We start from the raw sequence: 12229 nt of genomic DNA, 5'->3' as shown, positions 1-12229 counted from the left end.
TTTCAGACGGCCTGTTCTTTTCAAAATGAGCAATCAGGCCGTCTGAAACCGAAATATTGTAACAATAGAGATTAAAAAATGACCGATTACAGTAAAACCGTCAACCTGCTCGAAAGCCCGTTTCCGATGCGCGGCAATCTTGCCAAGCGCGAGCCTGCATGGCTGAAAAGCTGGTACGAGCAAAAACGCTACCAAAAACTGCGCGAAATCGCCAAAGGCCGTCCGAAATTCATCCTGCACGACGGCCCGCCGTATGCCAACGGCGACATCCACATCGGTCACGCCGTCAACAAAATTCTCAAAGACATCATTATCCGCAGCAAAACCCAAGCCGGTTTTGACGCGCCTTATGTGCCGGGTTGGGACTGTCACGGTTTGCCTATCGAAGTGATGGTAGAAAAGCTGCACGGCAAAGACATGCCCAAAGCGCGTTTCCGTGAATTGTGCCGCGAATACGCCGCCGAACAGATTGCCCGTCAGAAAAAAGACTTTATCCGCTTGGGCGTGTTGGGCGACTGGGACCATCCTTACCTGACTATGGATTTTAAAACCGAAGCCGATACCGTGCGTATGCTCGGCGAAATCTACAAATCCGGCTATCTCTACCGGGGCGCGAAACCGGTTCAATTCTGCTTGGACTGCGGTTCTTCGCTGGCGGAAGCGGAAGTGGAATACAAAGACAAAGTATCGCCTGCGATTGACGTGGGCTATCCGTTTAAAGACACCGCCGCGCTTGCCGCCGCATTCGGTTTGGCAGGTATCGAAGGCAAAGCGTTTGCCGTCATCTGGACGACCACGCCTTGGACGCTGCCTGCGAGCCAAGCTGTTTCAGCTGGCGCAGACGTGGTTTACCAACTGATTGATACGCCCAAAGGCAAATTGGTGCTGGCGAAAGATTTGGCGGAAGACGCTTTGAAACGCTACGGTTTTTCAGACGGCATCGCCATCCTTGCCGAAACCACCGGTGACAAGCTGGAAAACCTGCATATGAACCATCCGTTTTTGGAACGCGATATTCCTATGCTCAACGGCGACCACGTTACCACCGATGCCGGTACCGGCTTGGTTCATACTGCGCCTGCGCACGGTCTGGAAGACTACGCCGTCTGCAACAAATACGGCATCGAGCTTTACAACCCCGTCAACGCCGAGGGCAAATACATTAGCGAAACGCCGCGCGTTGCCGGTATGCGTGTTTGGGAGGCGAACCCCGTCATCCTGCAATGGCTGGAAGAAACCGGCAACCTTTTGGCAAGCAGCAAAATCGAACACAGCTACGCACACTGCTGGCGCCACAAAACGCCGTTGATTTACCGTGCGACCGGCCAATGGTTTGTTGGTATGGATAAAGCAGGTGCCGATGGTAAAACCTTGCGCGATAAAGCCATCAAAGCCGTTGATGACACTGAATTTTTCCCATCATGGGGTCGCGCGCGTTTGGAAGCCATGATTGAAGGCCGTCCTGACTGGGTGGTTTCACGCCAACGCTACTGGGGTACGCCGATGACCTTCTTCGTCCACAAAGAAACCGGTGAACTGCATCCAAACTCTGCCGAGTTGTTGGAAAAAGTTGCCCAAAAAATCGAAGAAAAAGGCATCGAAGCATGGTTTTCTCTTGATAAGAGCGAACTCTTGAGTGCGGAAGATTGCGAAAATTACGATAAACTTTCTGACACAATGGACGTATGGTTCGACTCCGGCTCGACCCATTATTCCGTTGTGAAACAACGCGAAGAATTGGAATGGCCGGCTGATTTGTATCTCGAAGGCAGCGACCAACACCGCGGCTGGTTTCAATCGTCCATGCTGACCGGCTGCGCCTCATCCATGGGTCGCGCGCCATACAAACAGCTGTTGACCCACGGTTTCGTGGTTGACCAAAACGGCCGCAAAATGTCGAAATCCATCGGCAACGTCGTCGCGCCGCAAGAAGTGTATAACGAGTTCGGCGCGGACATCCTGCGCTTGTGGGCGGCATCCACCGATTACAGCGGCGAATTGGCGATTTCCAGAGAAATCCTCAAACGCGTTACCGAAAGCTACCGCCGTATCCGCAACACCTTGAGCTTCCTGTTTGCCAACCTCAGCGACTTCAATCCTATTGAAGATGCGGTACAACAGGCAGACATGGTGGAAATTGACCGCTACGCCCTGGTATTGGCACGTCAGCTGCAAGAGCGTCTGGCAGGCGATTACTATCCGCGCTATGCCTTCCATTTTGCCGTAAAAGAAATGGTTTCTTTCTGCTCGGAAGACTTGGGCGCGTTCTACCTCGATATCCTGAAAGACCGCCTCTACACCACCAAAGCAGACAGCCATGCACGCCGCAGCGCGCAAACTGCCCTGTATCACATCACACGCAGTTTGGTTCTGCTGATTGCTCCGATTTTGTGCTTCACCGGCGAAGAAGCGTGGGACATCATCGGCGGCGGCGAAGAAGACAGCGTGCTTTTCCACACCTGGCACGAGTTCCCGACCATCAACGAAAAAGCCGAAGCCGAATTGGTGAAAAAATGGACGGCAGTCCGCAAAGTGCGCGAAGCCGTAACCGCCGCCATCGAGCCTTTGCGCGCCGACAAAACCGTCGGTTCGTCCTTGCAAGCCGAAGCCGAAATTACCGCGCCGGAAGAAATGGCCGGCTACCTGAACGCTTTGGGAGAAGAGTTGCGTTTTGCTTTGCTGGTGTCTAAAGCTGAAGTGAAAGTAGGTGATGAACTTGCTGTAACCGCTAAAGCCAGCGATGGTGAAAAATGCGAACGCTGCTGGCACTACACCCACGATGTGGGCGCAGTTGCAGGCCATGAAACCATCTGTAAACGTTGTGCCGACAACGTTGACGGTAAAGGCGAAGACAGACATTACGCTTAATGGTTTGGTCTAAGATAAAGGCCGTCTGAAAACTTTGGTAATAGGTTTTCAGACGGCCTTTGTTTATTGAATCTGTTTCGTATAGCGAATAGATTTTGAAGGGTAATTGGGATTTGTGATTTAGGTAAAATACAGGATAGGGTTTCAAGTTATTGCTGGGTAGGAGTTTAATTGCACAAAATAACTCTTACTTCAGAGAAAATTTGTTGAGGATATAGGAATGACGAATAATCATTTGTCTAGAATTGAGATCAATCATTATAATTCTGTATTCGTAAGTCTTTAATAATAATGAGGTATCCTATGCGTCCTAAAGATAAGTTTGACATCAAGGCTTGCAAAAAAATTAAGGACTGCAACGATGAGGAATTAATTGAGATGGGGGAGTGGCTCTCAGGATGGTTGGGAGATGCGAACTTTCCTGTTTTTAGTGAAATTATCGAAATCTTTGTAGAACGACAAGACACATTACTTCCATTCGTTTCAAATATTTTTTACTCAAATGATAGTATATGCATTTATTGGGTTTTACTTGAACTCTATCCAAAATTATCCTATCAAAACCAAGTAGCCTTAGCCATTGATTTGGAACATTGTCTTCATAATATTTCAGAAAAATTAATTTTGGATGAAGATGATGAAAACCTTAAAGAAATCTTGGAAAAAGTTTTAAATTAAGGTAGATATATATTTAATGATTTTGAAATAATGCATTGTCGGAGAAGATACCTTTCAAAGGGTCTTACTTATCCGTGGAGTATGGACGTATTTTGAATCTTCAAATAGCCACATATTTGCATTTTCTCATTAAACGGAAACTATATTCCTTATTTGTTTTATCCAATATAAAAGGCCGTCTGAAACAAGTTTTCAGACGGCCTTCAGTTATTCTATTGCCAAGTAGAAATTAGCGGGCAGAGCAAGAAGTTTCTACTTTGTTGCCGTATGGGTCAGTGAAGCCGAAGAATGCTTCGCTGCCTTTTTGATGCCATTCAGCACCTTTACCGAACAGACCTTGGTTGGCAACATAGCGTTCGCCTGAACCTGCAACGGCAGAAGACAGGGTGGCAACTTTGTCGTCCAGACGTAGTTCAACTTGGTTGGTGCTCAGGTTGCGGACTTGTACAGACAGGCCATTTTCGCAGCTGAATGATTGAACACGGCCATGGTTGTGCATATCATGGTTGTGCATGTCATGACGTTGACCATGGTCATGGCGATGGGCTTCAGGTGCGGCACAGGCAGTGAGGCTCATGGCAGCGGCAATTGCAAGCAGGGCTTTTACTTTCATTTTTGACTCCTATGGTCAGTGTTGAAGGAAGAATGTAGCGGCATGTTATAAATATCTTTATGGCTTCACAATAGGGATAACCATTATTTACTTTTCCTTCCTGTTTCCGGGAGTATGACAGGATTCTTTGTAGTTTTGATATGAATGATTAATGCCGTTTGAAAAAAGCCGCACTTGCGCTAGAGGTAAACGAAAGTGCGGAAAATTCAGAGAGTTACATTGAAAGAAGGATAGGACAGCTTAACGCTGGCGTGCTTTAAAACGGGGATTGCTCTTGCAAATGACGTACACTTTGCCTTTTCGGCGGACAATTTGGCAGTCGCGGTGTCGTTTTTTTGCAGTTTTCAGGGATGAGAGGACTTGCATCATTTATCCTTTCTGAAAGAAGACATCATGGATTGGTAACGTTGGTTGAACTTGCTGGCGCGGCCTTCGACATTGACATTGCGTTGTTTGCCTGTGTATACGGGGTGGGACGCGGAAGAGGTATCAAGAGAGAAGAGGGGATACTCTACTCCGTCTTTCCAGACCATGGTTTTTCCGTGGGTATTGGCGCATGAACGGATGAGCCATCCTTGGTCTGCACCGCTGTCGTAAAACAGGACGGTACGATAGTTGTCTGGGTGGATATCGGGTTTCATTTCTTTCTCCAGTGAGTGTTATGGTATAACATTATACTCTTAGAAAAAGAGCAGGCAAGTGTTTTTTGGTTTTTCTTTATCACGGGGTTGCGGCATTTTGATAAAATATGCTGTTTCAGACGGCCTTTTTTTCATGAGGCCGTCTGAATATTTTGTTTTCTGATGATAGGGATATGATGTATTTGTATAAGGGGTTCAGATTGGGTGGTGCGGTAAGCAAGGTTATGCCGATTATCCATGTATTGTCCAAGCTGGGGCTGTTGTTTTCACTGCTGTTGGCCGTGCCGACACTGATGTCGTATTTTTATCACGACAGCGCGTTTTTCGTGTTTGCCTATACGGCGTTGACGGTATTGTTGGTGTCGTGCGTTACTTGGGTGTTGACTTTGCGTTTCAACCGTGAATTGCGGCCGCGTGACGGATTTACCCTGGTATTGATGCTGTGGCTGGCCTTTGCCGTCGTGGCGGCGATGCCGATTTATTTCTATATGCCGTCCATGAGTTTCACTGATGCGTTTTTTGAAGCGATGTCGGGGCTGACGACAACGGGGGCAACAGTGATTTCCGGCTTGGATACGTTGGCACCGTCGGTGAATTTTTGGCGGCACATGCTCAACTGGCTCGGCGGTATGGGTATTATCGTGCTGGCTGTGGCGATTTTGCCGATGTTGGGCGTGGGGGGGACGCAGCTTTTCAAAGCGGAAATTCCGGGTATGGATAAGGAAAGCAAGATGGCTCCCCGCATTTCGCAAGTGGCCAAACGGCTGTGGTTTGCCTATGCGCTGACAACTGCTGCCGCCTTTGTATCCTTGCATATTGCCGGCATGGGCTGGTTTGATGCCTTGTGTCATGCGATGGCGGCAGTGTCCTTGGGCGGTTTTTCGACACATGATGACAGCGTTGCTTATTTTGATTCCGTAGCAGTTGAATGGACGTTGATGTTTTTTACCGTCTGGAGCGGTATCAATTTTGCCAGCCACTTTACTGCGCTGGGCAACCGCTCTTTGCAGGTGTATTGGAAAGATGAAGAATGCCGTTCCATGCTGCTGGTTTTGTCGGGCAGTATTTTGATTTCGGCATTGTATTTATGGCAGCAGGATGTTTATCAAAGCCTTGGCGAAGCTTTGCGCTTTGTCAGCTTCAACTTTGTGTCCATCGGATTGGCAAGCGGTTTCTCCAATGCTGACTTTGCCCAATGGCCGCTGATTGTGTCATTGTGGATGTTTTTCCTGGCGAACGTATTGGCAAATTCAGGCTCTATGGGTGGCGGTATTAAAAACGTACGGGCGTTGGTGTTGTTCAAATTCAGCTTGCGCGAAATGCTGATTTTGTTGCACCCTCGTGCGGTTCGTACGGTAAAGGTCAACAACCGCTCCATTCCGGATCGCATGGCGCTGACCGTCATGTCGTTCATCTTTATTTATTTTATGACGGTCATCGTATTCAGCTTTTTACTGATGGCGGCAGGCTTGGACTTTTTATCCGCCTTTACGGCAGTCATTGCCTGTATTACCAATGCAGGGCCGGGTTTAGGCGCAGTTGGTCCGTCGCATAATTATGCCGCGCTGAGCGATGTACAGACGTGGCTGTGTACGGCGGTGATGTTGTTGGGACGTTTGGAGATTTTTACCGTTCTGATTTTGCTGACTCCGGCATATTGGAAGAAATAAGTGTGAGAAAAAGGCCGTCTGAAATTTCAGACGGCCTTTTTATAATGGCTGGGTCTAAGCGTATTGTTTGAGCAATTCTTTGAATTGTTCGCCAGTTTCAGGGTGTTTCAAACCATAGGCCACGGTTGCTTCAAGGTAACCCAATTTGCTGCCGCAGTCGTAGCGTTTGCCATCAAATGCGTGAGCCAACACAAACTCATGGTCGAGCAGGCGTGCAATACCGTCTGTCAGTTGGATTTCGTTACCGGCACCTCGGGGCAGGTTGGTCAACAAGTCAAAAATACGCGGAGTCAGGATGTAGCGGCCGACAACAGCAAGGTTGGAAGGCGCTTCTTCCGGTTTGGGTTTTTCAACGATGTTGGTGATACGTTGATAGTTTTTCAGCTGTTCAACTTCGACAATACCATAAGAGCTTGTTTGAGAAGGATCAACGGTTTCAACGCCTAAAATGCTGTTACCGCTTTGGTTGTACACATCAACCATCTGTTTCAACGCGCCTTTAGGAATGTCAATCAAATCGTCTGCCAAAATAACGGCGAAAGGCTCGTTACCAACGGCAGCCTGCGCGCACAATACGGCATGACCCAAACCCAATGCTTCAGTTTGACGGATGTACATGCAGGTAATGTTGGGAGGCAGGATATCGCGAACATGCTCCAACAGTTTGTCTTTTTGACGCAATTCCAATTCGGTTTCCAACTCGTATGCTTTGTCGAAGTGGTCTTCGATACTGCGTTTGTTACGGCCGGTGATAAACACCATTTCGGTACAACCGGCTTCAACCGCTTCTTCAACTGCATATTGAATCAGAGGTTTGTCCAAGATAGGCAGCATTTCTTTGGGGCTGGCTTTGGTCGCAGGCAAGAAACGGGTGCCCATACCGGCAACGGGGAAGACGCATTTTTTAATGGGTTTCATATTATCATCCTATTTTAACTGTGGGTTTATACCCCAAAAAGTGTAAAGATGTAGTCGTATGTAACAATAATGCCACATGATAAAGTATCAGACGGTCTGAAAAGGAGGGTTGGTCATAGATACCGTCTTATCCCAGCAACGTCAGTAATTCTTCTTCGGTTAATACAGCCACGCCCAAAGCTTGGGCTTTTTCCAATTTACTGCCTGCGGCTTCTCCGGCAACAACGTAGTCGGTTTTTTTGGATACGCTGCCGGAAACTTTACCGCCAGCAGCCTCAATCATGGCTTGGGCTTGGTCGCGTTTGAGCGTGGGTAAAGTTCCTGTTAATACAAAGGTTTTACCTGCTATAGCCTCATTAATGCCGTCTGAAATAGTTTCATCTTGAAGCTTAGACAGTGTTTGAGCAAAGAAAGTTTTCATATTTTCAAGCAGGGCTGCGTTTTGCGGTTTACTGCGCCATGTCTGCCAATCGGCAGGCAACGCTTTGTCGGTTTGCAAACCTTCTATGCTTTGTCCGGCAAGCTCCCACAAGGCCAGCGCTTTGGTTTCGCTGATTTTAAAATCAGGCAGGCGGGCAATCCAGCGTTGCGGCTCGGCATGGCGCAACGGCGGGATAGTGACAGCCTGGCTTTGCGGGGCAATACCTACAGCCAGCAGCTCGTCTATCATCGCCTGTTGTGCTTCTTGGGCAAAAAAGTGGGCGATGGAACGGGCAACCACCGTGCCGATATCGGGCAGGCAGGCGAGGATGGGTTCGGGTGCATGGCGGACATGTTCGAGCGTACCGAATGCCTGCGCCAACGTTTTGGCTGTGCGTTCGCCGACGTGACGGATGCCGAGGGCAAAAAGGAAACGTGCAAGTTCGGGCGTTTTGCTGGCTTCTATGCCTGCGAGGATGTTTTCCGCCCATTTGGTCGGCTGTTTTTTATTGTTTTTGGCAAGCAGAGTATTGCCGGTCTCGCCTTCAAAGTCTTCAATCTCACTGTTTGACGGTTCTTCCTCATTAATCGATGCTTTATCCGCTGTTTCCTTCATTTTTTGCAGGGTTGGAATATCGAGGCGGTAGAGGTCGGCGAAATGACGAACCAAATCTTGTGCGACCAGCTGCTCGATTTGTTTTTGACCAAGTCCGTCGATATCCATGGCTTTGCGTGAGGCAAAGTGGATTAAACCTTGCACGCGTTGTGCTTGGCAAAGCATACCGCCGCTGCATCGGGCAACCGCTTCGCCTTCTTCACGTTCGATTTCGCTGCGGCAGATAGGGCAATGGGTGGGCAGACGGTAGGGTTTGTGAAGCGGTTCGGATCGGGTTTCAGAAGGTGTTTCGGCAAACAAATCATCTTGCAGGCCGTCTGAAACGGAAATGTTGGTCTCCTGCATTGGGCGACGTTCAAAAATCACGCGCACCACCTCGGGAATCACGTCTCCGGCGCGGCGCACGACAACGGTATCGCCAACTCGCACGTCTTTGCGCGATACTTCGTCCTGATTGTGCAGGGTGGCGTTGGTAACGGTAACGCCGCCGACGAATACAGGTTGCAGGCGGGCAACCGGAGTTACTGCGCCGGTACGTCCGATTTGTACATCAATGGCTTCGACAATGGTCAATGCTTCTTCGGCAGGGAATTTGTGGGCAATGGCCCAACGTGGCGCGCGTGAGATGAAGCCCAGTTTTTCTTGTTGTGCCAGACTGTTGACTTTGACCACCATACCGTCGATTTCGTAGGGTAAAGTAGGGCGTTTTTGCTGCATTTGCTCGTAAAACGCCAATACTTCGTCGATATTTTTGAAACAGCCGAAATTACCATCAGGCAGGCTGAAGCCAAGCTCTTTACAGTAGTTAAGCTCTTGCAGGTGTTCTTCCGCGATAAAACCGCCTTGTTGTCGGGCGATGGAATAGGGGAAGAAATGCAGTTTGCGCTGTGCTGTAATGCGTGAATCAAGTTGGCGCAAACTACCGGCGGCGGCATTGCGCGGATTCGCAAAGGGTTTTTGCCCGTTTTCAGCTTGTTTTTTATTGAGGGCGGCGAAATCGGCTTTGAGCATCAGCACTTCGCCGCGTATTTCGATAAGCTCGGGAATATTTTCTCCATGCAGGCGCAGGGGGATGTTGGATACGGTTTTGACGTTGTGGGTAACGTCTTCGCCTGTTGTGCCGTCACCACGGGTTGCCGCTTGAGTCAATACGCCGTCGCGGTACAGCAGGCTGATGGCCAGACCGTCAAATTTAGGCTCGATAACGTATTCCGGTTTTTCGCCGTTTAATCCGCCACGAACGCGCTCATCAAAAGCGTACATTTCAGTATGGTCAAACACACCGTTTTCATCTTGTGGCGAGAAGGCGTTGGTCAGTGACAACATAGGTATTTCATGACGCACTTCATTAAAGCCTGCCAAAGGCTCGCCACCAACGCGCTGGGTTGGGCTGTCGGGCAGTTTCAACTCAGGGTGATTCAACTCCAATGCCTCGAGCTCGCGGAACAATTTGTCGTATTCGGCATCGGGTACGCTGGGCGCGTCTAGGGTATAGTATTCGTAGGCGTAGCGGTTGAGGAGATCGGTCAGGTATTGGATACGTTGTGCGGTCGGATTCATGTGTAATCGAAATAGAGTTTTCAGACGGCCTGATGATAGAGAGGCCGTCTGAAAATCGATGAATATTGAAGATGAAGGGATTTTACCTGAAAAAAAGCGGATATGCCGTCATTGCATATCCGCTTTTTGATTGGGGAAGTTTAAGAGAACAGGCGCAGGGCTTGCTTGCTGCCGGGTTTGATGCCGACTTTGAGCATTTCTTCCTGACGGGCCAAAACGTAGTTGCGTACGTCTTTGAGCCATTGGGTAGAAACTTCTTCCATTTGGTCGTTAACCAAATCCAAGCTGAGTTGGCCGGAAAGTTTGACTGCCAAGTCCATGAATTTGTCGAAAGTTTTTTCGCCGGCAGGAACATGCGGAATATCCAGAAGCATGCTGAAACCGCGGTAGGCTTGGTTGTCCAACAGAGGGTTGGTAAACGGTTTGTTGTCCAAAGTATGGATGGAGAACAATTTAGGGTTGTTGTTGTCGCCGAAGTGGAATGCGCCGTCTTCGCCCAGTTTGAAGCCTGTATCTTCCACGGAGGCACGCAATTCTACGCCGCTGATATTGGAGTGGGAAACCAAGTGAATGGCGATGGTTTGGTCAACACGCGCACAGAATTGGTCGAGGGCTTGCGCGACTTCGGTGAACGCGTCCAAGTCGGTATGCAAAGCTTTGCCGTCCATCAGTTGGGCAAAAGCATCAACCTGTTGGTCGAAGTGTTGCAGCTCTTCACGCGCAGCCAAACCATTGCGGCTGACAGCCTGCAGACCCATAACGAAGCCTTGGTAGTAAACGCCCGGAATCGGCTCGGCAACACGGAAATGGTCGTCCATGGTGCAACCGATGATTTGGAAGCGGTGGGTGCCGGAAAGGCGCGGCAGGGCGTGCAATTCTTGGGCTTGTTTCAGGGAGATGTAGGCCATGTAGTCGAAGCGCGGGTCAAACCAAGGCAACTCGACTTGAGACAATTCGTCCAAGCTGATCAATGGTACTTGTGCCACAGGCTCGGCTGCAGTTTCAACTGAGGAGGAAGCGGCTTCGGCAGGGCTGACGGTAATTTCGTTGTTCAAACCGATAACAGTGTGTTGGACTTTTTCTTCTGCGGAGAAGTCGTCTTCAACGGTCAGCTCAACATCGGTTTTAAGTTGGGCAGGGTGAGCCAGTTTGGCTTTTGCTGCGTAGATTTCATCTTGCTCTTGCAGGTTGCGCAATGCCTCTTCGGTTTTTTTGTTTTTCTTGATAAACAAACCTTGGCCGCCGGTTTCTTTGCTGTCGCGGACGTGCTTGGTTTTGCTGGTCAAAAGCGCATCTTTATCGGAATGGCCGAATTGTTCGCGCACTTGTTTGCGGTATTGGTTTTCCTGGTACATGTTGTAACCGATGACCGCCAAAAGGATGGCGAGGGCTAAGACAATGAAAATCATGGAGTAATCACTTTTTAAAAAGGCAGCATTCCGTCTTTTTCAGGGTGCGGAATCTTGCTGCGTGGGAAGTTCGTTGGAGCCGGACTTTATGCGTCCGAATGAATAGCTGAATTATAACGAAAATAAACGGTTGTGACAGCATTATGTCTGCCAATCATCGTTCAGGCCGTCTGAAAGTTATCCGCGCCGGATGGGGAAACCTGCTTTTTGAAGGCGAGGCCAATCGAAGAAATGTCCGGGATCGGTTTTCCTGTCCGGCGCGATGTCCTGATGACCGGTAACGGCCTGAATCGAGTAATGTTCGGAAATGGCGGTCAGCAAGGCTTGCAGGCTGATGTATTGTGCTTCGGTAAAAGGCTCGAAATCGCAGCCTTCCAATTCGATACCGATGGAAAAGGCATTGCATTTTTCTCTGCCTTGAAACGATGATATGCCGGCATGATAGGCCATGTCGTCGCAGGAAACGAATTGGACGGTTTCACCCTTACGGCTGATGAAAAAATGGCTGGAAACGCGTAGGGTGTGGATGATGCTGAAGAAAGGGTGCTCGTCAGGGTTGATTTGGTTGGTAAACAATTTTTCCACTGCACCTGTGTTGTACTCAAAAGGAGGGAGGGAAATATTGTGGAGAACAACCAATGAGATGTCTTCATCCGGTTCGCGCGGGCTGAAATTGGGCGAATGGGTTTGGCGTGCATTCAGCCAACGGCCGTTTTGCCAAATGTTTTTTGAAGGGGAGTTCATGGTTTCAGACGGCCTTTCGGGATAGGAAAACATACGTTGGGTAAGGTGGCAGGCTTGGTGCGCTTGTTTTCGGTTATACTGTCGCCCGACAC

10 protein-coding genes are annotated in these 12229 nt (G+C 49.1%); 3 read left to right on the top strand and 7 right to left on the bottom strand.

What is annotated here, in order from left to right; all coding sequences use genetic code 11:
- Positions 1–78: 78 nt before the first annotated feature.
- On the top strand, positions 79–2868 hold the full coding sequence (gene ileS, locus FAH67_RS05590; RefSeq protein WP_004464282.1) for an isoleucine--tRNA ligase: 2790 nt from the start codon (positions 79–81) through the stop codon (positions 2866–2868).
- A gap of 303 nt (positions 2869–3171) precedes the next feature.
- Entirely contained in the window at positions 3172–3546 is a 375-nt protein-coding gene (locus FAH67_RS05585) for a DUF5071 domain-containing protein (RefSeq protein WP_004464279.1), read from the top strand.
- 229 nt (positions 3547–3775) lie between these two features.
- On the opposite strand, the gene FAH67_RS05580 is transcribed toward FAH67_RS05585, so the two are convergent.
- The 3 genes from FAH67_RS05580 to FAH67_RS05570 all read right to left on the bottom strand — a co-directional run bounded on the left by FAH67_RS05580 (position 3776) and on the right by FAH67_RS05570 (position 4800).
- A complete protein-coding gene (locus tag FAH67_RS05580) occupies positions 3776–4159 on the bottom strand; it encodes an MliC family protein (RefSeq protein ID WP_004464278.1) in 384 nt (127 codons plus the stop codon).
- A 240-nt stretch (positions 4160–4399) separates the two neighbouring features.
- Positions 4400–4525, bottom strand: coding sequence for a type B 50S ribosomal protein L36 (gene ykgO / locus FAH67_RS05575; RefSeq protein ID WP_003685279.1), 126 nt, complete (start codon positions 4523–4525; stop codon positions 4400–4402).
- Positions 4525–4800, bottom strand: coding sequence for a type B 50S ribosomal protein L31 (locus FAH67_RS05570; RefSeq protein ID WP_004464264.1), 276 nt, complete (start codon positions 4798–4800; stop codon positions 4525–4527). Before FAH67_RS05570 ends, ykgO begins: the two co-directional genes overlap by 1 nt.
- A 173-nt stretch (positions 4801–4973) precedes the next feature.
- Between FAH67_RS05570 and FAH67_RS05565 the strand changes: the two genes are divergently transcribed.
- Complete coding sequence (locus FAH67_RS05565; protein ID WP_004464261.1) at positions 4974–6470, top strand: TrkH family potassium uptake protein; 1497 nt, start codon at positions 4974–4976, stop codon at positions 6468–6470.
- A 54-nt stretch (positions 6471–6524) separates the two neighbouring features.
- On the opposite strand, the gene galU is transcribed toward FAH67_RS05565, so the two are convergent.
- The 4 genes from galU to ampD all read right to left on the bottom strand — a co-directional run bounded on the left by galU (position 6525) and on the right by ampD (position 12137).
- Positions 6525–7388, bottom strand: a complete 864-nt coding sequence (gene galU / locus FAH67_RS05560) for a UTP--glucose-1-phosphate uridylyltransferase GalU (RefSeq protein ID WP_115287620.1) — start codon at positions 7386–7388, stop codon at positions 6525–6527.
- 127 nt (positions 7389–7515) lie between these two features.
- On the bottom strand, positions 7516–9984 hold the full coding sequence (gene ligA, locus FAH67_RS05555; protein WP_004464257.1) for an NAD-dependent DNA ligase LigA: 2469 nt from the start codon (positions 9982–9984) through the stop codon (positions 7516–7518).
- A 140-nt stretch (positions 9985–10124) separates the two neighbouring features.
- Entirely contained in the window at positions 10125–11393 is a 1269-nt protein-coding gene (locus FAH67_RS05550; protein WP_004464255.1) for a cell division protein ZipA C-terminal FtsZ-binding domain-containing protein, read from the bottom strand.
- 177 nt (positions 11394–11570) lie between these two features.
- Positions 11571–12137: a 1,6-anhydro-N-acetylmuramyl-L-alanine amidase AmpD gene (ampD, locus tag FAH67_RS05545; RefSeq protein WP_039863618.1), complete on the bottom strand. Its 567-nt coding sequence runs from the start codon at positions 12135–12137 to the stop codon at positions 11571–11573.
- Positions 12138–12229 lie beyond the last annotated feature (92 nt).

Origin of the sequence: Neisseria flavescens (assembly GCF_005221285.1) — a bacterium.
Classification (GTDB): Bacteria; Pseudomonadota; Gammaproteobacteria; order Burkholderiales; family Neisseriaceae; genus Neisseria; species Neisseria flavescens.
This window is presented reverse-complemented; position numbering and strand designations above follow the sequence as displayed.